Annotated in this window: 22 protein-coding genes, 1 tRNA gene and 2 pseudogenes; 7 read left to right on the top strand and 18 right to left on the bottom strand. The window is 55.3% G+C overall.

Going from position 1 to position 23,203, the window contains the following annotated elements; all coding sequences use genetic code 11:
- Positions 1-39: 39 nt before the first annotated feature.
- The 6 genes from AC2FH0_RS12835 to AC2FH0_RS12810 all read right to left on the bottom strand — a co-directional run bounded on the left by AC2FH0_RS12835 (position 40) and on the right by AC2FH0_RS12810 (position 5,759).
- Entirely contained in the window at positions 40-837 is a 798-nt protein-coding gene (locus tag AC2FH0_RS12835) for an MBL fold metallo-hydrolase (RefSeq protein WP_271950144.1), read from the bottom strand.
- A complete protein-coding gene (locus tag AC2FH0_RS12830) occupies positions 834-1,640 on the bottom strand; it encodes a TatD family hydrolase (RefSeq protein WP_496789499.1) in 807 nt (268 codons plus the stop codon). Before AC2FH0_RS12830 ends, AC2FH0_RS12835 begins: the two co-directional genes overlap by 4 nt.
- On the bottom strand, positions 1,637-2,758 hold the full coding sequence (locus AC2FH0_RS12825) for a DNA polymerase III subunit delta' (RefSeq protein ID WP_496789498.1): 1,122 nt from the start codon (positions 2,756-2,758) through the stop codon (positions 1,637-1,639). Before AC2FH0_RS12825 ends, AC2FH0_RS12830 begins: the two co-directional genes overlap by 4 nt.
- Before the next feature lie 10 nt (positions 2,759-2,768).
- On the bottom strand, positions 2,769-3,392 hold the full coding sequence (tmk, locus tag AC2FH0_RS12820) for a dTMP kinase (protein ID WP_496789497.1): 624 nt from the start codon (positions 3,390-3,392) through the stop codon (positions 2,769-2,771).
- Complete coding sequence (locus AC2FH0_RS12815; protein ID WP_496789496.1) at positions 3,389-4,510, bottom strand: D-alanyl-D-alanine carboxypeptidase family protein; 1,122 nt, start codon at positions 4,508-4,510, stop codon at positions 3,389-3,391. The genes tmk and AC2FH0_RS12815 overlap by 4 nt, the downstream gene beginning before the upstream one ends.
- A 64-nt stretch (positions 4,511-4,574) precedes the next feature.
- Positions 4,575-5,759, bottom strand: a complete 1,185-nt coding sequence (locus tag AC2FH0_RS12810) for an SPOR domain-containing protein (RefSeq protein ID WP_496789494.1) — start codon at positions 5,757-5,759, stop codon at positions 4,575-4,577.
- 204 nt (positions 5,760-5,963) lie between these two features.
- Here AC2FH0_RS12810 and AC2FH0_RS12805 point away from each other — a divergent pair.
- Positions 5,964-6,053, top strand: a tRNA-Ser gene (locus AC2FH0_RS12805).
- 260 nt (positions 6,054-6,313) lie between these two features.
- On the opposite strand, the gene AC2FH0_RS12800 is transcribed toward AC2FH0_RS12805, so the two are convergent.
- The gene (locus AC2FH0_RS12800; protein ID WP_496789492.1) at positions 6,314-6,706 is read right to left on the bottom strand and encodes a hypothetical protein; all 393 of its coding nucleotides are present in this window, start codon (positions 6,704-6,706) and stop codon (positions 6,314-6,316) included.
- Positions 6,707-6,928: 222 nt separating this feature from the next.
- On the opposite strand from AC2FH0_RS12800, the pseudogene AC2FH0_RS12795 reads away from it, so the two are divergent.
- Positions 6,929-7,375: pseudogene (locus tag AC2FH0_RS12795) on the top strand (transposase); the annotation flags it as partial.
- Here AC2FH0_RS12795 and AC2FH0_RS12790 read toward each other — a convergent pair.
- From AC2FH0_RS12790 to AC2FH0_RS12750, 9 genes are all read right to left on the bottom strand, one after another.
- Positions 7,366-8,394, bottom strand: a complete 1,029-nt coding sequence (locus tag AC2FH0_RS12790) for a Gfo/Idh/MocA family protein (RefSeq protein ID WP_496789490.1) — start codon at positions 8,392-8,394, stop codon at positions 7,366-7,368. The pseudogene AC2FH0_RS12795 and the gene AC2FH0_RS12790 overlap by 10 nt on opposite strands.
- 89 nt (positions 8,395-8,483) lie before the next feature.
- The gene (locus tag AC2FH0_RS12785) at positions 8,484-9,560 is read right to left on the bottom strand and encodes a Gfo/Idh/MocA family protein (protein ID WP_281972360.1); all 1,077 of its coding nucleotides are present in this window, start codon (positions 9,558-9,560) and stop codon (positions 8,484-8,486) included.
- Between the two features lie 12 nt (positions 9,561-9,572).
- Entirely contained in the window at positions 9,573-10,580 is a 1,008-nt protein-coding gene (locus tag AC2FH0_RS12780) for an ABC transporter permease (RefSeq protein ID WP_496789488.1), read from the bottom strand.
- Positions 10,577-11,440, bottom strand: coding sequence for an ABC transporter permease (locus AC2FH0_RS12775; protein WP_281972358.1), 864 nt, complete (start codon positions 11,438-11,440; stop codon positions 10,577-10,579). Before AC2FH0_RS12775 ends, AC2FH0_RS12780 begins: the two co-directional genes overlap by 4 nt.
- Before the next feature lie 74 nt (positions 11,441-11,514).
- Complete coding sequence (locus AC2FH0_RS12770; protein WP_496694927.1) at positions 11,515-12,999, bottom strand: sugar ABC transporter ATP-binding protein; 1,485 nt, start codon at positions 12,997-12,999, stop codon at positions 11,515-11,517.
- A gap of 73 nt (positions 13,000-13,072) precedes the next feature.
- Positions 13,073-14,110 (bottom strand): ABC transporter substrate-binding protein, encoded by a 1,038-nt coding sequence (locus tag AC2FH0_RS12765; RefSeq protein ID WP_496789486.1) that lies wholly within the window; start codon positions 14,108-14,110, stop codon positions 13,073-13,075.
- A gap of 45 nt (positions 14,111-14,155) precedes the next feature.
- Positions 14,156-15,070, bottom strand: coding sequence for a sugar phosphate isomerase/epimerase family protein (locus AC2FH0_RS12760; RefSeq protein WP_496789484.1), 915 nt, complete (start codon positions 15,068-15,070; stop codon positions 14,156-14,158).
- Between the two features lie 10 nt (positions 15,071-15,080).
- Positions 15,081-16,235: a Gfo/Idh/MocA family protein gene (locus AC2FH0_RS12755; RefSeq protein WP_496789482.1), complete on the bottom strand. Its 1,155-nt coding sequence runs from the start codon at positions 16,233-16,235 to the stop codon at positions 15,081-15,083.
- Positions 16,236-16,247: 12 nt separating this feature from the next.
- The gene (locus AC2FH0_RS12750) at positions 16,248-16,976 is read right to left on the bottom strand and encodes an SDR family NAD(P)-dependent oxidoreductase (RefSeq protein WP_496789480.1); all 729 of its coding nucleotides are present in this window, start codon (positions 16,974-16,976) and stop codon (positions 16,248-16,250) included.
- Positions 16,977-17,153: 177 nt separating this feature from the next.
- Here AC2FH0_RS12750 and AC2FH0_RS12745 point away from each other — a divergent pair, with 177 nt between their 5' ends.
- The 5 genes and pseudogenes from AC2FH0_RS12745 (at position 17,154) to AC2FH0_RS12725 (ending at position 21,452) form a co-directional block, all read left to right on the top strand.
- Positions 17,154-18,182: a LacI family DNA-binding transcriptional regulator gene (locus tag AC2FH0_RS12745; RefSeq protein WP_496789479.1), complete on the top strand. Its 1,029-nt coding sequence runs from the start codon at positions 17,154-17,156 to the stop codon at positions 18,180-18,182.
- A gap of 76 nt (positions 18,183-18,258) precedes the next feature.
- A complete protein-coding gene (locus AC2FH0_RS12740) occupies positions 18,259-19,419 on the top strand; it encodes a fatty acid desaturase family protein (protein ID WP_496789478.1) in 1,161 nt (386 codons plus the stop codon).
- Entirely contained in the window at positions 19,419-19,730 is a 312-nt protein-coding gene (locus tag AC2FH0_RS12735) for a MocE family 2Fe-2S type ferredoxin (RefSeq protein WP_271946204.1), read from the top strand. The genes AC2FH0_RS12740 and AC2FH0_RS12735 overlap by 1 nt, the downstream gene beginning before the upstream one ends.
- Positions 19,731-19,752: 22 nt before the next feature.
- The gene (locus AC2FH0_RS12730; protein ID WP_496789476.1) at positions 19,753-20,802 is read left to right on the top strand and encodes a hypothetical protein; all 1,050 of its coding nucleotides are present in this window, start codon (positions 19,753-19,755) and stop codon (positions 20,800-20,802) included.
- Positions 20,803-20,907: 105 nt separating this feature from the next.
- Positions 20,908-21,452 (top strand): annotated as a pseudogene (locus AC2FH0_RS12725) (DDE-type integrase/transposase/recombinase).
- A 217-nt stretch (positions 21,453-21,669) separates the two neighbouring features.
- On the opposite strand, the gene AC2FH0_RS12720 reads toward AC2FH0_RS12725, so the two are convergent.
- Together AC2FH0_RS12720 and AC2FH0_RS12715 are read right to left on the bottom strand one after the other, a co-directional pair.
- Positions 21,670-22,767 carry a M56 family metallopeptidase gene (locus AC2FH0_RS12720; RefSeq protein WP_496789475.1) on the bottom strand — a complete coding sequence of 366 codons (1,098 nt, stop codon included), beginning with the start codon at positions 22,765-22,767 and terminating at the stop codon, positions 21,670-21,672.
- Complete coding sequence (locus AC2FH0_RS12715) at positions 22,754-23,149, bottom strand: BlaI/MecI/CopY family transcriptional regulator (protein WP_142634715.1); 396 nt, start codon at positions 23,147-23,149, stop codon at positions 22,754-22,756. The genes AC2FH0_RS12720 and AC2FH0_RS12715 overlap by 14 nt, the downstream gene beginning before the upstream one ends.
- Between the last annotated feature and the right edge of the window lie 54 nt (positions 23,150-23,203).

Raw genomic sequence — 23,203 nt, 5'->3', positions numbered from 1 at the left:
CGCGCGGGAAAGGATATCTGTATGATCTCGGCCAGGGCCCTACAGAGCCTGATGTATCACCATGCCGTCATAAGCAGGGGTGATGTTGTCTGCGGTTTCTGCGTCGACTGTGGCATAGTCAAGATCGATATGCATGTTGGTCAGAACCGCGGTTTTTGGTTGCAACAGGTCGATCCAGCCAAGGGTCTTTTCCAGATGCGCATGGGTCGGGTGCGGGGACCGGCGCAGCGCGTCGATCACCAGACAGTCCAGACCCTCTAATGTGGTCCAGGCATCGTCATATATCTCTGCCACGTCCGGCAGGTAGGCCAGATTGCCCATTTTGAAACCAAGCGCGTCGATTGATCCGTGGTTCACCTTGAAGGGGTGGAACGGGATAGGGCCTCCGGGGCCAGTGATCTCGAACGGGCCGTCGATTGTCTTGAGGTTGAGGATCGGCGGGTAGGGTGAGTTTTCAGGTTGGATGAAGGCATAGCCAAATCGGCCCAAAAGATCATTCTGGGTGTCGCCATCAGCCCAGACCGGCACCCGTTCGCGCATGTTGAAGACGATCATGCGCAGGTCGTCGATGCCATGGACGTGGTCGGCATGAGAATGGGTATAGACCACACCATCCAACCGCCCGGTGCCGGTATCCAGCAGCTGGCTGCGCATATCCGGGGTTGTGTCGATCAGAACCGAGGTGGTGCCTTCGGGCCCGTCACGTTCGACCAGCATCGAGCAGCGGCGGCGGATGTTCCTGGGGTTTTCGGGGTCGCAGTCGCCCCAGTGACCGCCAAGACGTGGCACTCCACCTGACGAGCCGCAGCCCAAAATGGTGCAGCGCAGCGTGGTCATGCCGCCGCCTTGCAAGAGGCGACCTTGGTGAAGAGTCTTTCGAAATTGGCCTGGGTCTGCGCCGCGAAATCGGCATAGCCCATGCCAAAGACCTCGGCGCCTTTGCGGGCGGTGTGGGCGGTATAGGCCGGTTCATTCCGTTTGCCGCGAAACGGGGGCGGCGCCAGATAGGGCGCGTCGGTTTCAACCAGGATGCGGTCTACTGGCGCATTTGCGAAAATATCGCGCAATTCCTGGCTTTTGGGAAAAGCGGCGATGCCCGACATGGACAGGTAAAACCCAAGATCCAGGGCGGACTGTGCCAGCTCGGCCGAAGACGAAAAACAATGCATCACACATGAATAGGGGGCATTGCCGTATTCTTCGGCCAGAATGCGGGCCATGTCTTCGTCCGCCGCGCGCGCATGAATGATCAAAGGCAGTCCGGTACGCTGAGCGGCCTCGATATGAACGCGCAGGGATTGCTGCTGAACCTGCGCACTGTCGGCGGTATAGTGATAATCCAGCCCGGTTTCACCGATACCAACAAACTTGGGGTGCTGTGACAGTGCCACCAGCTCGTCCACAGTTGCCATCGGTTCATCGGCTGCACTCATCGGGTGCGTGCCTGCCGCGTAGAATACCGGCGCGTGAGCCTCAGCTATGGCGCGCACAGTGGGTTCGTTCCTCAACCTGGTGCAGATCGTCACCATCCGGGTCACACCGGATTCGGCCGCATTTGCGACGATCAGGTCCAACTGTCCTTCAAAATCGGGGAAGTCCAGATGGCAATGGCTGTCGGTGATTTGGGGGGTGTCGCTCATCTGTTCTGACCGGCGGTTTCCTGTATCTTGAACACCGTATCTAGGACCAGAGCGGCAGGGTCAAGGTTCACCACCTGCCCGTGGCGGGCGCGGGCGGTGATCTGGGCTGCGGTTTCCGCCCAAAGGCGTGCCTGCTCCGGCGATCTGGACAAACGGGACAGGATATCACCTTCGTTTGGCGCGGCCTCTGGCGATGGCGGAGCACCAGTCGCACCGGTTACAGCAAGACGTGACAAGGCAATGTCGATCAGCGTCAACAGCAACTCGAACCGTTCGGCTGCTCCGCGCTGTGCGGCAGCCTCGGCCAGAGCCAGAGCGCGTTGTCTGTCCAGCCGGGGCAGGGTGCTCAGGATCGCGATGAGCTCGGCATATATTTCGAGTCCGCTCAGATTTATCAGGCGGACGGCGTCCCCAACGGACCCGCTGGCCAGAGCGGCCAGATGGTCGGGGTTTCCAGTCAGCTCAACCCCGGTCTGGGTCAGTGCGGCGTTCATATCTTCCGCGTTCAGCGGCGAAAGGCGCAAGGTACGGCACCGGGATCGGATCGTGGGCAAAAGGCGGGACGGTTGATGCGATATCAACAGCAGCGTTGTCCGCGCAGGCGGTTCTTCGAGCATTTTCAGCAATGCGTTGGCGGCGCTGATGTTCATTTCATCCGCAGAATCTACGATGACGACACGGCGGCCCCCATCGGCCGAGGACAGGCCGAAGAACTTCCCAAGTTTGCGAATGTCGTCCACAACGATTTCATTTCGCAACCTGCCCTGATCGTTCACGGATCGTTTGATGGCGGCTAGGCCAGGCTCGGCACCAGCCAGAATTCGATGAACAACCGGGTGATCTGGTGGAATCTCAAGCGTTTCAGGGGGAGGTGGCGCGCCAAACAGCCCGTCCTCTTCGACAGCCGGGGTCGCCAACAGAAACCGCGCGATCCGCCAGGCCAGCGTCGCCTTGCCCACACCTCGGGGGCCGGTCAGCAGCCAGCCATGGTGCAGGCGATCTGAAGCATAAGCGCTAAGAAAGGCCTGCTCGGCCTCTGCCTGCCCAAACAGATGTGGTGTTTCGCGCGGATGAAGGGCACCGGGTGCCTGATCCGGGATCGGGATGTCGTTGTTCATCAATCGTCCGTCACAAGGCTTGCATGACGATATCTGTCACATCGCGGGCAACGCTGTCCATGTCCCTATTGCCATCGACCAGGCGAAACCGGTCGGAAAATTCATCCGCCAGTTCAAGAAAACCGGCCCGCATCTTCTGTTGTAGGTGAATGCCGAAATCCTCGAACCGTTCTTCGGTGCCCTGTCGCCCCTTGGCCCGAGACAGGCCGGTTTCAGGGTCCATGTCGATCAACACGGTCAGGTCCGGTTCACGTTTGATCATCAGCCTATGCAACTGATCGACCAATCCCCGCAAGTCGCCGCGCGACAGGCCCTGATACATGCGGGTGCTATCGGCAAACCGGTCACAGATCACGATCTTGCCCGCCGCCAGAGCGGGTTCGATGGTGCGTTCCAGATGGTCGCGGCGCGCAGCGGTGAACAGCAGGATTTCCGTCTCAGCTGACCAGCGATCGGGATCGCCTTCAAGCACCAGCCTGCGGATTTCCTCGGCCCCGTCAGAGCCGCCAGGTTCACGCGTGAGAACGACATCATGCCCGAGCCCGCGCAAATGCTCGACCAGCATACGCGCTTGCGAGGATTTGCCTGATCCGTCGATGCCTTCGAAGGTAAGAAATAACCCGCCTGCCGTCACATCGCGCCCAACGGGTTACCAATGATATCTTTCGCGACAATGCCGCCAACTGTCAAAATCCGCACGAAGAAGCCGCCCTTTTCGACGCTTTCCGCTGCAACCAGGGGTCTGCGTATCTCGGGCAGGCCATCGGGCTTGATGACAAGCTCAGCGATTTCCTGTCCTTTGGCGATGGGGGCCTCAAGCGGACCGTCATAGACGATTTCTGCCTCAACATTCTTATCCCCGAGAACAGGCAGCAGCAGTGTCAAATCCTCTTGCGGGACAAGATCAACCGTTTTCGAAGTGCCTATCCAGATATCGGCTTGTCCTATCGGTTTTTCTGCTTCGGCAAGCTGCCTCTCGACAAAATTGCGAAACGACCAGTTAACGACGGCCTCAGCCTCCTCTGCGCGGCGGGCGACGCTGTCGAGCCCCGACAAAACGAAAATGACCCTGCGATCCCCCTGCTGTGCCGATCCTACAAGGCCATAGCCCGCTTCTTGCGTGTGGCCAGTCTTTAGCCCATCCGCACCAATCCCAAGTTTCAGTAAGGGATTCCGGTTACGCGAATTTGACGGCACCCGGTTGTCGAATTCGAACTCTTCCTCGGCGAACAGAGGGTAATATTCGGGAAAGTCGCTAATCAGATGGTCGGCCAGAATGGCGAGGTCATGCACAGACATCATGTGGCCTGCGGCTGGCCATCCGTTCGAATTCGCAAAGTTCGAATTATTCATGCCCAGCTGTTGCGCGCGTTGGGTCATGAACCGGGCAAACCCAGCTTCGGTTCCGTCCGGGCTAAGGGCTTCGGCGATAACAACACATGCGTCATTTCCTGACAGGACTATGATCCCGCGCAGCAGGTCTTCGACCCGGACACGGTCCTGCGTGTTCAGGAACATACTTGAGCCCTTATAGCTGGTCGCATGTTCGGAAACCGGAAGTTCCTCATTCAGTTCCAGGCGACCGTCCCGCAGCGCTTCGAATGCTACAAACAGGGTCATGAGTTTGGACATGGACGCGGGCGGCAACGGCTGGTCTGCGTCTTTGGACAAAAGAACGGTTCCTGTCGTTTGGTCCATGACATAGGCAGCACGGGCTTGCGTATCGAAAGCTTGTGCGGGCAGGGCAAACATAGCCAAACCGAGGGTCAGTACAGATGATCGAAATGAGGACAGCACGAGGGGGACCTCCTTTTGCTTAATTCTTCACGGTATAGGCGTCAGAAAAGCCCAGATCTTTGACGTCGCTTTGCATTGCGTTTCGTTCCGCCCGCGTCAAAGCAGGACCAACGATCACCCTCCAAACAGTTTTGCCATTGGCTTCGAGTTTTTGAACTTTCGCAGGCAACCCGTTTCGCCGAATTTTCTCGGCAGCACCTTCGGCATTTTCTTCAACTGTGAAGGTGCCCACCTGAATAAACGGTTTTGAAAGCGATGAAACGGAGGTTGCCTCAGTGCTGGCTGCGGTTGCTGCCGGGGTAGGGGCGGCCTCTTCGATGGCCGCTGCAGCGCCCTCAATCGGGTCCAGAGGTGTTTCGGTGATTTCGTCGGCAGGCTTCTTTTGCCACCATTTCCGCTTCGGTGCAGCCTCGGTTGGCGGCGTGACAGTGGGATCGGTCAGATTTGCGGTTGGTGCTGGCTCAGGCGCCGCCTCGATAATCTCTGTTGCCACCTCATCGGTCTTTTCTGCGGTTTCAGCCACGGCTGAAGCTGTCGCAGCACCAGCTGCAGCAACTGGAGCCTTCTTTTGCCACCATTTACGCTTGGCTGGTTTATCAACGTCTTCGGACACATCTGCTGTGGTCTGGCTATCGGTTTCCTTGTCCTGAGGTTCAACCGCCTCAGCCGTTGGGGTCTCTTCGGGTTCAGCGACCTCTTCGGGCTCAGGAGCTTTTTCTTCTACTTTCTCGGCAGGCTTGCGCCGCAGGGCAACAACTTCAACCCGAGTCGGTGCGCCTGCGAGGATACCCAGTTTCGCGGCGGCAGTCGAAGACAGTTGCAGCGCAGGGCCCGGCAAGTTGCGTTCGCGGCGGAAAAGTGCGCCGGTTACGGATTTGTTGTTCTTTGTATTCGTTATCCGAACACGTTCAGGCTGTGTAACGTCCGGGTGCGCGACCCAGATTCCGCCCAACGAGGGGCGCCCATCCCACAAACCGGCTTCGGTGACCTTGAAGACATCAGGAGCTTCAACATCATCACGCGCGTTCCCTGTCGTTTTGGGAAACAGCTCTAATTTGCCGTCGTCCTGCACGCTTTCGTCCGCCTGCTCGGTGGATGTTCCACCCGATGTCAGGGCTTCGTCGCACCCTGACAGAGCCGCAACTGTTATTACCAGAACCGCCAGTGCCCGCGGTTTTGCGCGTGTCGTGGTCGCTCGATCCATATTTGCAATCCCTTGCCTGTAAGGGGCCTCTTTCATCGTACCCCGCCGCCGATCGCTGGTTCTGAACTGCCAGCCTGTCACGGTCTTTCACGCAAAGCATAGCCTGCACGTTCGGCCATGGAAAGTCTGCTGCACAGGCTTCGGCAAGATTTCCCTATTTGGTCTTGCCACCGTTTAAAGATAGCCTTAGACCCGGCCCCACGCGGGGAGGTGGCAGAGTGGTCGAATGCGGCGGTCTTGAAAACCGTTGGGCGTGAGAGCGTCCCCAGGGTTCGAATCCCTGTCTCCCCGCCACTCATACTTGTCTCACTTCAGTTGTGTTTTCTGATCCGGAATTGCGCCGCAATTCCCGCGAGTTGGCGCATGCGCTTTCAATCAGAGATGGAGCAAACCGTACACTCAGAACGCAATTCAGGCCTCAGTCTCAGTGGCGCATTTTGGCGGGGTCGCTTTGGGAGGGATTTCCCTAATACCCGGCAACTTACAGGGAATTTTCGTGAGATGGGTCTGGAATCCAGAGTTTCTCCTCTCAGAAATGTATGTTTTTCAGAGATCTATGCTGCAAATTCCCAAAAAGGTGGAGTAGGGAATTGTTCCCACAGATCAAGGAGGGCGAACCCTGTATCTGGGAGGCCGGTTCTTGAGGTGTCAAAAGTCGAACGACATTCCTGTTCGGCCCAATCAAGTGCGTGGGTAACGCTGACCAGACGCTTGAGTGTGAGTTCGGGCGGCCGGGTGCCGTCGAGAATCGCGACCTGAATCTTCGGTGAGAGAAAGGCAGTCAGGTCGCAACTCCCGATGAAGCGAGAGAAATCCTGGACTTGAAAGGAGGGGACCGCGTCGCGTTTTGAGGATAGGATGACTGACATCAACTCCCATCGAGCAACATATTTTTGGATTTCTGAAAACCCCAGGAGATCGAACCATGCGAGTGAGTGTTTTGACATTCAGCGCGCTTCTTACAGGATTTACTGCCGTTCAAGCTCATGCTCAGAACGCGGCTCAGGACATCACCAATCTTTTGCTCAGCAACCGGTCTGGAGACTGCGCGGACTATGCTGGAGTATATTCTGCTTCAGTGGAAGACGTCACGCGACAACAACAATTTAGGCCCATTGATTTCCGTTTGGCTGCGTGATTCATCGCGCTCAAATGAGCGGTGCACATGTCTGATCGGGCGCACCAAGGCCAGCATGAACACAAAGTTGCATGCGGTTTGTGACAGATGAGCCCTTTTGCGCTTTTGGTTCAAGCACAATGGCGAATGAAGCCCCTGGAATCTGTTTGTCACTGCCGGTTAGGTCAGCAACTACATTAGCGCGAGGGCATTGGTCAGCAGCCCGCCAAATGTCGAATGGTTGCTGGGTGAGCGCGGATATGATGCCGATTGGTTTAGAGAAGCGTTGAAAGACAAAGGGATACGCGCGTGCATCCCAAGCCGCAAACAGCGCAAGACAACTGTCCGATACGACAAGCGCCGCTACAAACGCCGCAATCGGATTGAGATCATGTTTGGCAGATTGAAGGACTGGCGACGTGTGGCGACGCGGTTCGACAGGTGTCCCAAACTCTTCCTTTCAGCAATCGTTCTCGCCGCTTTGGTAATCTATTCGCTATGTGTCCTGAGCCTAATGCTTCCTATCTCGACCTCCCTTTTGCGTTTAGACGAAGCAACCGCGGCGAGAACGATGGCCAATGATTTTAGGTTGGTTCTTGCAGATGTTGAGGGCTCTCGGTCGTCTTCAATTGAACAAAGAAGCTCCCCCATGGCGCCACGAAACCCGTCGTTGAACCATTGTCCTTCGAGTGCAGGCCGCGCAATGCCATGCGCTGTCTCAAGTGTCACAGATTGCGTCGACAGATCCGGCCCAACTGATGTCAGGCTACCGGTCGTACCTGCAACGTATGTTGTGTCGCGAGGCCCATAGGGAACGCCCCCGTCAAAAACCAGACTTGCTTGGCCCTGGTCCAAACGAACCAGCGCCTGCGACATCAGAGGCACTTTGTTGGACTGGCCGCGTGCAGATGTAGTGGTTGCAAAAACGCTTTCTGCCCGGTCCCCAACAAGAGACGCAAGAAAGTCGAACCAGTGAATTCCAAAGTCGTAAAGTATCAGCTGGTCGATTTCGTCAAACGGGGTACCTGCAGTCCAGCTGTGATCCCAGTGAATTGAGATATGGGCCGACAGAACATCACCGATCAATCCGGCTGAAACCGCCTCACGCATCCAGGACAGGTGCGGGGCCCAACGACCGTTCTGGTTTACCGCTAGTTTAACGCCTTGATCATCTGCCAGCTTCACAAGGTCATTACCTAGATCGAGGTCGGTAACAAAAGGCTTCTGGCTGAGCACGTGTTTGCCTGCTTGCAGGGCAGCTCTGATGATTGGCACTCGATGTTCGGGGTGCAGCGTGACATCGACAACGTCGATCTCGCTATCGGCAAGAAGCGCCTCCCAGTCATCTTCGATGCGTGCAGAGGGGCAGTATTCAGCAGCTTTCTCTTCAGCCTTTGAGCGCGTACGGTTCCAGATTGCGGCGACGTCCCAGCCTGCTGTTCGGTAGGCATCAAGATGGCTTGCAGAAATCCCACCCGTACCAATAACCCCGATCCGGGGTTCATAGCGTCGAGGCATTGGTGGAAGATACTGCAGATCCGGCGCATCGATTTCGTGCAGATGAGCAGATTTTAGTGCGTACTGGTCTGAATTGGCACTGTCTGAGGTCATGCGAGTAACCGAAGTGTTCGTTTTTCATATGCCGAGCGGAGCGCTGTATCGACGATCCGTTGCGCTGTCAGGCAAAGTGCTGGATCCAGTGGCCCTTTGACCGGGACTTCTCTGGATATGCAGTCAAGGACATACTCAATCGCATTTCGTTCACCTAACGGTAGCGGAGTCACTGGTATCTCGTGCCGGTCAGGTCGTGTGCGGGTTTGAATCGTTATGTGATCGGCATAATCGGGCGATGAAATGGTGCCGTCTGTGCCCACAAAGACGAATCCGCAAGTTGGTTGAGGTTGCGTTGTCCACGGGTCGGTGAAGGTGCCCCAGCGCGTTTCCATTTTTGAGAGCCCGGTTTCATAACGGCAAACGGCAATGGCGTGTTGATCGACCTCAATCCCCGGTGTCTCATCGACTGTGCATGTCACCTCGATCGGCTCCTCGCCCCCCATATACCAGGTTCCAAGCGTCGCGCCGTAGCCAAGGTAATCCAACAGCGACCCACCGCCCGATGCACGCTTATACCACCATGAGTTCGGTTTCTGACGCTCAACCTCGTCCGGGGTGACTTCGACCTTGTCGGCCAGATGGTACAGAGGTCCGCGATTTCCGTCGTAGAAATGCACTTCGTGCAGGTCGCCGATCATCCCGTCATCAATCAACCGTTTGGCCGTCACATGGCTTTCGACCCATCGCAAAGGCCAGTTGATGATCAACTGCTTGTCGGTCCTATCCATTGCAGCCATCATGCGGCGCGCATCATCAGAAGATGCGGCAAAGGGCTTTTCGACAAAAACATGCAGGTCGTAAGAGGCCAGACGTTCGGTATATTCCGCATGCTGAGCCGTTGCCACACAAAGAATTGCCATGTCGTAGGGTCCCGCAGCCATGCATGTGTCGAAGTCGGTAAAGATCCGATCTTCGGGAACGCTGAATGCCGTTGCCGCTGCCTTCATCTTGTCCCAATCAGGATCGAATATACCGGCGATTTCAGCGTCAGGGTGATCGTGCACCATCCGAAGCAAGTCACCCATATGCATGTGATCGAAACTGATGCCGACGATCCGGAATTTGGCCATTGGAAACTCCCTTTAGCGCGTGCCGGTGATCCTGACGTAGAGTGCGGTAACTGCAAGAATGATCAGCCCAAACAGGGCCGTGCGCGCACCTTCCGGCATTTGCATCAATGTTAGCATAGTATCCAGCACACGTAGAATAAGTGCGCCCACAATCGCACCTGCGAAACTGCCACGACCTCCGAAGATTGATGTGCCGCCAATCACCGCCGCAGCGACAGAGGGTAACAATAAGGGGTTGGCAAGGCTCAGCGAAGTTTGACGGATCATGCCGAGATAGAGCAAGCCAGCCAGCGCAGCGATCAAACTTGAAAGCACGTAGAGCCCCAGATAGACCTGCCATGCTCGGACCCCGGACAGCTTAGCGGCCTGCTCATTGGAGCCTAGGGCGAACAGCAGCCGACCAAATCCTGTATAGCGCATAAGCCACAGGATAAAGAGCGCAAACGGGATGAATACAAAAAGGCCATTCGGCATTCCAGCGGTGCGGCCGGTTCCGAGCCAGGCAAGGAAGGCGGGGATTTCGGTGCCAGCATTGATAACGAGGCGTTGATAGACCTGCAGACATCCGGTGGCGATTAACCCCGATCCCAGTGTCATGATCAATGGATGGACCCGGACCAATCCCACACCGATGCCATTTACAACGCCCACAACTAGGCCAGCTGACAGCGCGATCAATACTGCAGGTGTCACGCCCCAAATCGCACTAAGTGTTGCGCAAACGAAGGCTGACACGGTGGCAACTACCCCGACCGAGAGATCAATTCCTGCGGTTAGCATTGTCAGCACCTGACAAGCCGCAAGCATCGCCAATGGAATTGCGAACTTGATCAGGTTGCCAACCCAAAAGGTTGAAATCAGCCCATCCCGACCTGCTCGGACCGGGGCAACGATACCTGGCCGCAATACTTCCAGCACAGCGATCATCAGGACAAGGAAGACCAATAGCGGAATAATTGGGTTGTCGCGCAGATAACGGCCAAAGCGGACCATCGGTGGATCTATGGTGTCCATGCTCATCGGCGGGCTCCCTTTAGTGAAGCCGCCGTGCCCAACATAACGACGAGAACCATAATTGTGCCTTCGATAATCGTGGTCACGTTTGGATCGACGGCCAGCAATGTCAGGATCGTCCGAATGATCCGCAAAATGAACACCGCGATGATCGGCCCAAGCAGACCGCCTTTGCCACCGCCCAGCACGACACCGCCCAGAACTACGGCCGCGACCGAGGCCATAAGATATGGCCCCGGTACCGGCTCTCCAATCCCGGTCAGCGCAGCGAGGCTTAGACCGCCCATGGCACAAAACAGCCCGCATAGCGCATAGGCTGCTATCTTTGTTCTTCCCACTGAAACACCAGAACGGAAGGCGGCAAGCTCGTCTGATCCGGTGGCGTAAATCGAGAGCCCGAGTTTGGAGCGCCGGATCGGCAACCAGACAACAGCGATGCCAAAGGCAACGATGAGCAATGCCTTAGGCAGCCCGTCGAATAGAAACTGACCGCGTATTGCCTGTTCCAGCCAATCTGCAGTCGCGCCGCCCGGTGTCTCAAGTATCAACAGCGCGACGCCTTCCCAGACAAACAGCATGGCGAGTGTCACAACGATGTCGGGCACGCGCGTTACAACGATCAAAAGACCATTGATCAACCCCATCAAAAACCCGACCCCCAACACGATAAACAAGGCCGGTACACCGGCCATGCGCTCCATCAGAACGGCTGCAGTCACAGCACAGACCGCCATCATAGACGCAACAGACAGGTCGATACCGCCGACAATTACGACGATGGCCATACCGGCGGTTGCGAAAGCAAAGGGCAGGGCGGCGCGGGCAATACTCTCCAGTCCTGACGCACCGAAAGTTGGTTGTATCAATTTTGTGATGGTCAAAAGGATCATAAGAAGAACCGCTAACCCCATGACCCATGCGTGTCTTCGGATGGCCACGCTCACGCCGCGCCCTCCGTCTCGGTCAGGCCATAGGCCGCACGCATCAGTGTTTGTTCATCCGCGTCGGCCGCATCTATCACGTCAACCACGCGACCGTTGAAGATTACGACCGCGCGGTCACAGGCAAGTGGGATTTCTTCCAACTCGGACGTATAGAATAGAACCGCCGCTCCTTGATCTGCCAACTCACGGACAAGCGGGTAAATCTGGCGTTTTGTGCGCACATCGATGCCACGGGTCGGATCGAATAGAAGCAGGGTTTCGACACCTGTCGCGAGCCAGCGACCAATGGTGACTTTCTGTTGGTTGCCACCTGAAAGCCTTTGCACCTCGCCTTGCGCGCGTGTGTCGATCTGAAGTTTCTCAACCGCATAAGCGACCCGATCGCGCTCATGCCGCAATTTTATTGGTCCCCAGTTCTTGAGCCGGGCTGAAAATGGCAGAGCGATGTTTTCTTTAACTGACCTTTGCGCCAGCAGAGCGTCTGAACGATCGCCCGGAACGAAAGTTATCCCGACGGCAATGGCGTCGGCGGGGTGGGCGAAGTTTACGGGCTTTCCATCAACTTCCATCGATCCTGAAGACGGGCGATCAAAGCCCGCCAGAACCTCAAACAGTTCATCCTGCCCCTGACCCTCAAGCGCGACCACCCCTAGGACCTCGCCGGGGAATAAGTCGAACGAAACATCCGAGAAACTGGGCTCAAAAGCCAGTGACTTAATGCCTAGGCGCGGTGTCTTAGCCTGTGGTTCATTTGCTCGAAGGATCTGACGTGTTCCAATGTCAATCTTCTGACCCAGCATCAATTCGACCACGCGTTCTTCTACGCCGGGTTCAATGTCGAGATCTCCGACAGACATGCCATCCCGCAACACAGTGGCCCGATCGCACAGTTCCGAAATCTCGGTGAAACGGTGAGAAACATAGATCACACCCATCCCGTCATTTGCTTTGCGCCTTACGGTCTTCAATACGCGTTCAACCAGATCCGTCGGCAGCGCCGCGGTCATTTCGTCCAGCAAGAGGACATCTGGTTCAACTGCCAGCGCGCGTGCCAGATCGAGGATGCGCAGCGTAGCAAGTGGCAGGTCGCCAATCATTGCCGATAGTTTCAGGCCTTCGATGCCAAGTTCTGTAACCCAGTTTTGAAACTGATCGACAGGTGTGTCTGTCAGCCGAAGATTGTCGGATACGTCGAGATCAGGAATGAGTGAGGGTTCTTGATAAACCGGCACCAAACCGGAACGGCGCGCCTCGGCGGGGCTTCCGACAAACGCTTGTTTGCCTCTGATCAATACCTGACCAGCGTCGGGTTTAAGGGCACCAGTAATGATCTTGACGAAAGTGGACTTGCCAGCGCCATTTGCGCCCATCAAGGCAACGATCTCGCCTTCGGCAACCGTGAGGTGCGCATTGGTCAACGCCCGTACGGCGCCAAAACTTTTGGCCACGTCAGACGCGTCGAGAAGTGGTGTGCTGCTCATGGAAGTCCTTGAATGCCGAGTGGGTTGGATTTGCCTTCCGCCCAGCTAGAGGCGGAAGGCCAGTCAATTCGGATCAGCCCTCGCCGGGTCCCTTACAGTCGATGATTTGTTCCATCGTGTAATCGGTCCAGCCGGGAACGGTCACTGATACGGGCCACTCTGGGTCAAGGTTAGGATTCTGAGCCGCTGTGATCGTTTCACGGCCTGCGTCCGTCGCATTCTCCCAAAGCACAGGATCTACAAGAACGGTTTTGTTCTCAGGTGCCTTGCCGTTAAGAATGTCGACAGCCAGAGCAATGCCTGCGCCGCCGACTGAGCCAGGATTTGTCACGGCCGCGCCGTTCAATCCCTCAACCTCGGTCAAGTATTGAACAAAGCCCGCGTTGTCTGCGCCGACGATCGGCACCAAAGGTGCCCCGGATTCGGTGAACGCATCGACGATTACGTTGTCGATGCCGCTGGTCCAGACACCGTCAAACGGGATGCCGGTGGCCAGGTAATCAAAGATCTGTTGCTTGCCCTGGTCTTGCTGCCAGCCGGTGAAAACCTCGTGCACCACATTGATATCGGGGTGTTCTGCCAACGCGCGTTTAAAGCCGTTGTCGCGGTCAGTATCGGCTGAGACGCCAGCAATGCCTCGCATATAGACAACGTCACCTTTGCCACCGAGCTGTTCAAATAACCACTTGGCGCCAAGATAGGCGTATTCTTCTTGATTGTTCGAAAGAATGTAGGCGCCTTCAGCCGAAACACCGGCATCCACGGCAACAATGACGATATCTTGCGCCATTGCTTTTTCCAGTGCCGAATTCAAAGCATCCGGGTTGGATGGGTTCAGCACGATGGCGTCTACACCCGCTTCGATGAGGTTGTTGATGTCTTCCAGTTGCCCGGCTGAATCAGTGTTGCGATGCGCGACGATCAGGTTTGTCACATCGGCTTCGACCAGAGCTTGCGCACGCATGGCGCAGATCATCTGTTCGCGCCAACCATTACCTTGAACGGTGTTGGACACTCCGATTGTGTATTGCTTGTGCCCGTCAGCCAACGCCACAGTTGAAAGAGACGCTGAAACTGCAAGAGCAGCAACACCATAAAGTAGGTTCTTCATTTTAGTTTCCTCCCAGTTTTAGTCATTTCAAATTTGATAATTTCTTCACTTGATGAATGGTGACAGGACATCCCGGGCCAGCAGAAAACCCCGCTTGACCTTTTCGTCAGTCCCTTCGAACAATCTGTCTTCATGTTCGATAATGATCGGACCGTCGTATCCGGCGCGGTACAGGCCGGAAAAGAAACCGGACCAGTCCACATCGCCCAGCCCGCATAGCCGTGGGATTTGCCATCCCATACCGGTTGACATCACCCCGTTCTCATAAAGCCCGTCCTCATCAACCATCACGTCTTTGGCATGGACATGAGCCATGTGAGGACCGAACTCCTTGATGAACCGTGTCTGATCGATGAACTGCCAGATCAGATGTGAAGGATCGAAGTTCATGCCAACCGCATCGCCCCATTCTTCAAAAATCCGCCGCCAGATTCTTGGCGAGTAAGCAATGTTGTGACCCCCGGGCCATTCGTCATAGCTGAAGATCATCGGGCAGTTCTCAAAGCACAGACGCACACCAGAGTTTTGTGCATGCTTCACGATCGGATCGAAAATTTCGGTGGCACGCTCCCAGTTCGCGTCTAGATGCAGAGTGCGATCTCCGCCGACGAATGTGTTGACAACTTTGATGCCCATAACACCGGCGGCGGTGATTACTTTGTTAAGATGTCCAATAACTTCAACCCGATGCTCTTCATCGGCGTGGAGCGCGTTGGGATAGTACCCCAGACCCGAAATCTCGATCCCCTGATCGCCGAGTTGCCCGACAATTTCATTGCCCTGATCCGCGGAAAGGCCATCTACGTTGATGTGGCTGGTTCCCGCATAGCGCCGTTGTTCGCCACCTGACGATGGCCAGCAGGCGACCTCCATCGCCGAAAACCCATTGGAACCGGCCCAGGCCGCCACCTCAGTCAAATGAAGGTTTTCGAATGGTGCAGTCAGTAAGCCCAGTTTCATGTCATCGCCCTCAAATCTCGCTCAAATCGACCCAGCGGCTCTCACTCGCCGACTTGACGACGGCATCGCAGAACCGCATCTCGTAGTGGCCGTCCTCAAATGTCGCCCATGTGCTGCCTTGTTGCCGCCCGCCTGCGATGACGTCGGCATAGACCGCCCGGAAAAAGTTGAAGAATGAATCTGCGAACCCTTCGACATGCCCGGGCGGCAAGGTGGCGGCTGCGATCCCCGGACCGTTCATCAAGGTGAAGTCACGCATCAGGGTCTGGTTGGGCGCGTCACGATGCCCAATGAACAGATGATCAGGAGTTTCACTGTCCCAAGCCGCACTGGCATTTGCTCCGGCGATGTCCCATTGCAATGAGTTCTTTCGCCCCATATTCACTTGGGATGTGCTCATCACGCCGCGTGCTCCGTTTTCGTAACGGATTAGGATCATAGCAGCATCATCGGTATCGATATGCACATTTTCGGTTTCGCCGGTTCCGCTGGCAAACGTCTCAACCGAGCCGAGAGGTTTCTGGCGTTCCGGGATAAAAGTAGCCAGTTCCGCCATGACCGATGCCGCTTTCATGCCAGTGACAAAGCTCGTCAGGTCAACCCAGTGCGTTCCAATGTCACCGACCGAACGCAACACACCACCCATTTCGCTTTCCAACCGCCAGTTCCAGTCGTTGGGCTTGGCAAGCCAGTCCTGATGGTAGTGCCCGGTAACAAAACGGATATCACCCAGATCCCCGGCCATTACCATGCCGTGGGCTTGTTGGTTCAGCGGATAAAAGCGAATGTTGTAACAAACCGCTGCAACCTTGCCAGAAGCCTTGGCTAGGTCGACCATCTCGGCGCTTTCTACGGACGTCATGGCAAGTGGTTTCTCGCAGATGACGTGTTTGCCCGCAGCTAGGATCGATTTCACTTGCGGATAGTGTGCGTGGTTAGGGGTCGTTACGTGCACTATATCGATGTTTTCATCCGCCAACAGATCCTCCAGAGAGTCATAAGCCCGGGCTACGCTCATTGCCCGCGCTCGTTCCCTTCCGCGCTCTGGCGATGACCCAAGAACACCTCTTACGTCCACGCCCAGACGCCGAAGCGCCTGAACGTGCACTGTTCCTATGAAGCCGGACCCGATCACCGCAGCGCGGATTTTTGCGAAGTCACTCATCGTGCGCTCCTGTCAAACAACCGAATACCCTCCGTCCACGATCACGCAGGTACCGGTCACAAAGGCTGCCGCATCGGATGCGAGAAACAAGGCTGTTCCAGCGATATCTTCTGGGTGACCCCAGCGTGCCCAGGGTGTGCGTGCTTCTACAGCTGTTGAGAAACTGGCGTCTTTTCGGGCTTTCGCCGATTGCTCGGTCACGATGAACCCGGGCGCGATCGCGTTCACCCGAATACCGTCTTTGGCCCACGCAATCGCCAGTGATTTTGTTAGTTGTTCCACGCCGGCTTTTGACGCGCCATAGGCTGGGTTGAGCGGTGAACCAAAGCGCGCATACATGGAGGCCACATTTATGACGCGCCCTTTCGCGACCGAAAGGGCAGGGTGCAGCGCTTCGGCGCAGCGAAAAGACCCGGTCAGATTTACGTCCAGCACGTGGGAAAAGAACTCAGGTGCCATTTCTTCACCGCGTCGAGTCACCGCCGCACAGTTTACCAAGACGTCAATATGGTCCCGCTCACCTGCAAAATTGTAGACTTCCTCGGTGTTGGTTACATCCAGTTGAATGTAGTCAAACCGGGCGGCGTCCTCTTCGACGCATTGCGGTTCCACACCGGTAATCTCCACTGTGGCACCCGAGTCCTGGAATTCTCTTGCAATAGCGGCACCAATGCCGGCTCGGCTGGCACCGATCACCAGGACCTTTGCCCCGGCAAAGTCGAATGTCACCTTCGAAACCATCAAAGAACCCGGCTTTTGTTGCGTTTGAATTCGGATGCCATCAGGTTCCCTCGTTTGGAGAAATCGTTACTGCAAACGATTACATTTTGGAAAATACCTACTTTCCAAATTGTGTAATCGATTACATAATCGGCATCACATGAGATTCGAGTCAAGCCAGAAATCGACTGCCAAGCAATGAGCAAGATACCCAAACCCGCCACAATACAGGACGTCGCACGTGTTTCGCAGGTGTCGACAGCCACTGTCAGTCGAGCTCTGTCCAATCCCGATCTGGTGTCAAAATCAACACGTGTTGCTGTTTTGGAAGCTATTCGCGAGACGGGATATCGCGTTAATCAGGCAGCCCGAAACCTGCGGATGAAAAGGGCGGGGGCCGTACTGATCCTTGTTCCCAACCTCGGCAAACCTTTCTATTCGGGCATACTTGCCGGTATCAGCGAGGGGTTTGCGGGCTCGGACTATGCAGTTCTGATTGCCGATACCGAAAGTAATCCGCTGCAGGAAGAAACTCTTGCCGGGTACTTTCGAGACGGCCGGATAGATGGCGCAATCTCTTTGGATGGTGGCATCTATCCGGCCGCACTTCAGCAATGCGTCACATACGGCGCCGGCGACCGCATAGTATTTTTGTGTGAATGGGTGGAAGGCGAGGCCTTTCCGGTGATTTCCAGCGACAACGCCGAAGGTGCGCGATTGGCGATCAGGCACCTGCATGATTTGGGCCACAAAAAAATCGCGCATGTTACCGGTCCCGACGGGAATGTTCTGACGACCGCTCGGCGTAAGGGCGTGGTCGAAGAACGGACACGCTTGGGGCTTCCAGCGCGGCCCGAGTGGATTATCAGGGGAGACTTCTCGCTGGAATCCGGACATGAGGCCGCCAGACGAATACTTGCGATGGATGAGCGCCCAACAGCGGTGTTCTGCGCTGCGGATATGGTTGCCTTTGGGTTGATTTCTGGGCTGGTCGCGGGTGGGTTGAAGGTGCCCGGTGACATTTCGGTTGTTGGTTTCGACGATATCGAAATGTCAGGATCTTATGTTCCGGCTCTGACAACAATCCGACAGGACCGACACCAACTGGGACGCCGTGCGGCAGAGGTTTTGCTGGGCCAGTTGGCGAACACTGGTAAAGCGCTTCCAATGAAATCAGCGCTTCCCGTAGAGCTTGTAACACGGGCGAGCTCTGCGCCGCCCAATTAGCGAAGTCAAAATTCAGGCGCCTTTGCTATAGTCTAGGAAGAAGCGGGAGGCGCTGTGAGCGATGGAGAAAGGGGAAATGAGTAAGTCGACCACACCCATTGGCTCTGAACTCACTGTTCGGGATTATTCCCTGACTGGTGTAAATACGCGTCAAGCGATCGAAAACGGTCTTTCGGCCGCGGAATGGTACCACAGCGATGTTCCTCGTAAGAAGCTGAAACCGCTTATGAAGCGCAGGGATGCGCCGGCCATTCGTGACACAGTGATCTGGATCGCTTTGCACTTTGTATTTGCGGCTGGCGGGCTGTACTTCTGGGGTAGCTGGCTTTGCGTGCCTTTCTGGTTTGCATACGGTGTCGTGTATGGTTCGGCCTGCGATAGCCGTTGGCACGAATGCGGACACGGAACGGCGTTTCGAACCCGCTGGATGAACGACGTCGTGTACCACATCGCGTCCTTCCAGATTATGCGAAACCCGGTCAATTGGCGCTGGAGCCATGCTCGGCATCACACCGATACACTCATTGTTGGCCGCGATCCGGAAATAGCGTGGATGCACCCGATCAGCCTCGTCCTGAAAGCGCTTGCGTTTGTGGGGATTGTTGAAACGTGGACTTCGCTCAAAGTTCTAATGCGAAATGCCATGGGGAACTTGTCGCAAGAAGAGCGGGATTACATTCCGGAAAGCCAATGGCCCAAAGCGGTCCTTTGGGCGCGGATTCACATTGCAATCTACGTTGCCGTCTTGTTGATTTCATTTGTTTTGCTTGTCTCCGGGGCCGCATGGAAATCCCTGATCCCCATACTCTTAATCGGAGGTCCTCGGGTCTATGGGTGTTGGCATTTTGTAATGACGGGGTTGCTTCAGCATGGAGGGCTTGCGGAGAACGTTCTTGATCACCGTTTAAATTCACGTACACTTTATATGAACCCGATAAGCCGTTGGGTTTACTGGAACATGAATTACCATATTGAGCATCACATGTTCCCGATGGTTCCGTATTACTCTCTTCCAGCGCTTCATGATCTGATCAAGGATGATCTGCCGCCGCCGAATACTTCGATTTGGGACGGCTACAAAGAAATGATGGGTTCCGTCATGAAGCAGCGTGTTGACCCGAGTTACGCCATACGAAAGTCTCTCCCTCCGACGGCCCGCCCATATCGGGAACATTTTCACTTGGCAGTTCCAGAGAGAAACACGGGGTTAGAAATCGGTGATCGAGGAGGAACGTAATGCCTTGGGTTGACGCATGCGCCGTAGACGATGTTGAGGAAGAAGATCTCATTCGTTGGGACCACGACGGTAGAACCTACTTGATTGTTCGCAGTTTGGACAATGAGTTCTATTGCACCGACGGCCTCTGTACACACGAACAAGTGCACTTATCGGACGGTCTGGTGATGGACAATGAGATAGAGTGCCCCAAGCATAATGGGCTATTCGACTATCGCACTGGCAAAGCTTTGAGGGCACCCGTATGCGAAGATCTTCGCACCTACGAAACCAGAGTAGGAAATGGTCGCGTCATGGTATTGGTGGAATGATTTTTTGGGCTAGGAGTGGTTTGTGATCGCGCTGTCCGCAACAGGCATCCGGCTTTCATTCGATTTGCAGTTGGGGTTGATCGAGAGTTTCAGTGTGTACGACGGTAACGCTGAGATTTCACCACTACATCGCGCACCTTGGGTCGGCACAGACGAAGTTATGCCCGAAGGTATAGCACCTCATTTGGAAAAACTCGGCGGTGATTTCTTCTGCGCCCCATTCGGGTCAACTGAGGGGACATCGCCGCTGCATGGGTGGCCAGCTAACTCTCGTTGGAGACTAGAAGAAAAGACCGACAGCTATTTGCGCGCTGAGCTCGACAGAACGGTCTATGGAGCTAGGCTGCAAAAAGAGATTACACTGCATCCTGAGCATCCATTCGTCTACCAGCGTCACACTTTCATTGGTGGCGACGGCACGATGCCGGTTGCAAATCACGCAAATGTATCCTTGCCCAATGGTGGGATCATTCAAACCTCTCGAAAGCAGTGTTGGAGAACGCCTAAGGTTGAACAGGAAGTTGATCCGGCCTTAGGCTATTCAGCGCTTAGATATCCGGCTGAAAGCCAAACGTTGGCGTCTTTTCCCGGGAAAGACCGCGAAGTGAATCTGTCAAACTACCCATGGTCTCCACAGAGTGAAGACTTTGTTGTTGGATTGGATTCGCCTGATGAGAAATTGGGTTGGACCGCGGTAACTCGCCCCGTGGAGGGCGACATGTTCCTGTCGCTTAAATCGGCTCAGGCTTTGCCGATGACGATGTTGTGGCATTCGAACGGTGGTCGATATTATGCTCCTTGGTCGAGCCGCCACTTCGCCTGCCTTGGGGTTGAGGAGGGGGCCGCTTCGCCCATCCTGGGAAATGTCGAAAACAGTTTCCCGAACGATCACGGCGTCATTCATCTAAACCCCGATCGCCAAGTTGAGGTTACACATGTCATCGGGGCGCTTCGTTGGTGTAGTGGAGCTAGGGTGATTGCAGTTGAAACTCTGGGAAACCAACTTTTGATCCGAGGTACAGAAAATCAGGAGATTCTTGTGCCATTCGATCCGCAAGCCCTGAACATTTGAACGGGTGGTGCAGGGGAAATTGGCTTGAGACAGGCAGGGCAGTTTCGTAGCTTCGCTTGATGAAAAAAACGCTCACTTTTTCTCTGCTTCAAAACCAACCCTGAGATCATTCGTCTAGCAGTCATCGTGCACGTTCGATTCTGGTTGAATAGGTTTGGCCCTATCTGTGCCGCAGAAATTAGCCGAAAACGCATAAATCGGATGCGATGTTTCGCGAACTGGTAGCGGCATCTAAATAAGGTTATTGTTGAAGATCAATGGCAAGCAATTTCACCTGTGGCGGGTAGCCGACCAAGAAGGCGAGGTGCTGGAAATCTATTTCACGAAGCGCCGGGATCGTGTTGCGGCCCTTTTACACTTGAAGAAAGCGATGAAACGATGGGGCCAGTCAGGTTTCGTCGTCACTGACAAGTCGCACTCTTACGACGCGGCGATGAAAGTCATTGGGAATGCGTTAGGACAAGAAACTGGCCGTTGGAAGAACAATCTTGCTGAGTATTCCCATCTTCCGTCGGCGAAAAGAACGTGCGATGCTCTGCTTCCGGCAAATGCGGTGTTTGCAAAAGTTTGCCGCAGACGACACTTCCGTCCATAGTCACTTCAATCATAAACGGCAGCTTTACTCACGCGACAAGTTCAAACTCAGTTGAACCGCCGCTCTTTCGGTATGGAGCCAATTTAGTTTCGCCTAATTTTCAGCTTTCTGAGGTAGACTGAGACTGGTTCGAATTTGCCTGACAGCACCGCCACTCAGCCTGTTTCACCAAGCAACCTGCGATTTCTTTCTTCTGCAAACGCGGATTGGCTTCGCTGCAAGAATGTGCGTCGCGCTGCAGATCCTTCGAAAATATTTCCCACGAATAAGGGTCAGTTGCCCTGATTGCGGGCTTCCAACCGTTCAAGGTTCACAACGGTCGACAACATCAACCTGTCATGGCTCCAGTCGTCTACAGGTTGCAATGACGCAGCGCCTAACGCCAATGTCACAGCAAAAGCTGCGCTTAAGGCAAAGAACAGAGGGGGCATTGTGGGTTGGATTGCAGGGGCATCTGCCAGGGCAATCACACGTTGACGCAAGACGCGTTTGGCCTTGCCCCCTTTAACCAAAGCCACATTCAATACACGCGGGCTGCCGCGCATTACTGTATTGGAGCAATAGTTCAGCAGGCAGGAGGTGTATTCGACCGCGTTGATTCCACGGCGCGAAACGACGGATTGATCACAGGCCAGCTCGCGCAGCCGATCGAATTGAAACTTGAGAATCAGATATGCCGGGTTCCAGAACAGGAACGGCCGCAAAAGCTCGAACCCCAGTTCCCATTCAACATCGGCAGCCCTGACATGTTGCAGCTCGTGTGCAAGGGCAAACCGCATATCGCTGGGGGTGTTGAGCAGATGGCTGGGCAATACCACATGCCTGCGCCACAAACCGCGAACGGCGAAGGGGACTGTGACCCGGTCGGACAGGCGGATATCGACCTTTTCCGAGCTTCGCCACAGATAGCTGGAGCGCACAATGCCTCGGATTGCTAACCCGTCACGGATAATGCGCAGGATGCAGACCGCAGAATAGAGCGCCATTACCACCAAGATTGCCGATATAATCGGGTTTTCTCCTGCAAGGGTCTGTTCGATCCACCTTTGCCGGGTATTGAGCAGGGCCTCGAACTGGGTGGCGGGCATGGCGATATCGCCACGCAGATAGGCTGCAACCGCAAGATCCCCAATGGCGACCCCGCCTTCAACGGAATACAGCGCCATAACCAAACCAGCCCCGATTGCCAAAAGGGGGCTGAGCAGGACGCAAAGACACAGAATTTTCAATGCGCGCAGCTGTGCAACAAACCCGTGTCGCATCTGCGTCATTGAAACCACGTATCTTGCCGCGATCCATACAATAGCCGCTAAGGCAAGAACCAGATTCAGTTCGAGAAATGCATCGAGAACCGGTTTAACCGCTGTCATTTTGCAGTCTCCTCTCTACCAGTGCCCGAATATCCTCAAGATCTGCCTCGCTCAGACCAGCGTCATCTACCAACCGTGCAACCAGCGTGGCTGGTGTGTCATCGAACAGGGTTCGTGACAGGTTCTGCAGTGAACGCGCCTGATACCTATCCTTCTCCAGAAGCGGCGTATAACTTAGGGTCTTGCCGTTTTTGCGACTTTCTACAAAGCCTTTTTCGTCAAGAATGCGAAGGATTGTGGCCCCTGACGTATAGGCCAGGTTCCGATCTGGTGGCAGCCGGTCCAGTACATCACGCACCGAGCCCTGACCCAGAGCCCAGAGTTCGTTCATGAACTCCAGTTCGACCTCGGTCAGCAGGTTTGTCGTCTTTTTCTTTCGCATTGATCCCAGTGCCGTCATTTTACCTGTGCCTGACAGACAAGCATCCTTTGATGG

The sequence above is a fragment of the Ruegeria sp. CDSC051 genome (assembly GCF_059610665.1).
The sequence above is the reverse complement of the archived record's forward strand: the minus strand, read 5'-3'. Positions and strand labels throughout refer to the sequence as shown.

What these genes read in the sequence shown, in the direction of transcription:
- AC2FH0_RS12830 (WP_496789499.1), bottom strand. Translation starts at nt 1,640, where the DNA reads ATGAGCGACACCCCCCAAATCACCGACAGCCATTGCCATCTGGACTTC.
- AC2FH0_RS12745 (WP_496789479.1), top strand. Translation starts at nt 17,154, where the DNA reads ATGAGCAAGATACCCAAACCCGCCACAATACAGGACGTCGCACGTGTT.
- AC2FH0_RS12815 (WP_496789496.1), bottom strand. Translation starts at nt 4,510, where the DNA reads ATGTTTGCCCTGCCCGCACAAGCTTTCGATACGCAAGCCCGTGCTGCC.
- AC2FH0_RS12760 (WP_496789484.1), bottom strand. Translation starts at nt 15,070, where the DNA reads ATGAAACTGGGCTTACTGACTGCACCATTCGAAAACCTTCATTTGACT.
- AC2FH0_RS12825 (WP_496789498.1), bottom strand. Translation starts at nt 2,758, where the DNA reads ATGAACAACGACATCCCGATCCCGGATCAGGCACCCGGTGCCCTTCAT.
- AC2FH0_RS12755 (WP_496789482.1), bottom strand. Translation starts at nt 16,235, where the DNA reads ATGAGTGACTTCGCAAAAATCCGCGCTGCGGTGATCGGGTCCGGCTTC.
- AC2FH0_RS12735 (WP_271946204.1), top strand. Translation starts at nt 19,419, where the DNA reads ATGCCTTGGGTTGACGCATGCGCCGTAGACGATGTTGAGGAAGAAGAT.
- AC2FH0_RS12785 (WP_281972360.1), bottom strand. Translation starts at nt 9,560, where the DNA reads ATGGCCAAATTCCGGATCGTCGGCATCAGTTTCGATCACATGCATATG.
- AC2FH0_RS12800 (WP_496789492.1), bottom strand. Translation starts at nt 6,706, where the DNA reads ATGTCAAAACACTCACTCGCATGGTTCGATCTCCTGGGGTTTTCAGAA.
- AC2FH0_RS12835 (WP_271950144.1), bottom strand. Translation starts at nt 837, where the DNA reads ATGACCACGCTGCGCTGCACCATTTTGGGCTGCGGCTCGTCAGGTGGA.
- AC2FH0_RS12715 (WP_142634715.1), bottom strand. Translation starts at nt 23,149, where the DNA reads ATGCGAAAGAAAAAGACGACAAACCTGCTGACCGAGGTCGAACTGGAG.
- AC2FH0_RS12780 (WP_496789488.1), bottom strand. Translation starts at nt 10,580, where the DNA reads ATGAGCATGGACACCATAGATCCACCGATGGTCCGCTTTGGCCGTTAT.
- AC2FH0_RS12810 (WP_496789494.1), bottom strand. Translation starts at nt 5,759, where the DNA reads ATGGATCGAGCGACCACGACACGCGCAAAACCGCGGGCACTGGCGGTT.
- AC2FH0_RS12770 (WP_496694927.1), bottom strand. Translation starts at nt 12,999, where the DNA reads ATGAGCAGCACACCACTTCTCGACGCGTCTGACGTGGCCAAAAGTTTT.
- AC2FH0_RS12740 (WP_496789478.1), top strand. Translation starts at nt 18,259, where the DNA reads ATGAGTAAGTCGACCACACCCATTGGCTCTGAACTCACTGTTCGGGAT.
- AC2FH0_RS12765 (WP_496789486.1), bottom strand. Translation starts at nt 14,110, where the DNA reads ATGAAGAACCTACTTTATGGTGTTGCTGCTCTTGCAGTTTCAGCGTCT.
- AC2FH0_RS12790 (WP_496789490.1), bottom strand. Translation starts at nt 8,394, where the DNA reads ATGCCTCGACGCTATGAACCCCGGATCGGGGTTATTGGTACGGGTGGG.
- AC2FH0_RS12750 (WP_496789480.1), bottom strand. Translation starts at nt 16,976, where the DNA reads ATGGTTTCGAAGGTGACATTCGACTTTGCCGGGGCAAAGGTCCTGGTG.
- AC2FH0_RS12720 (WP_496789475.1), bottom strand. Translation starts at nt 22,767, where the DNA reads ATGACAGCGGTTAAACCGGTTCTCGATGCATTTCTCGAACTGAATCTG.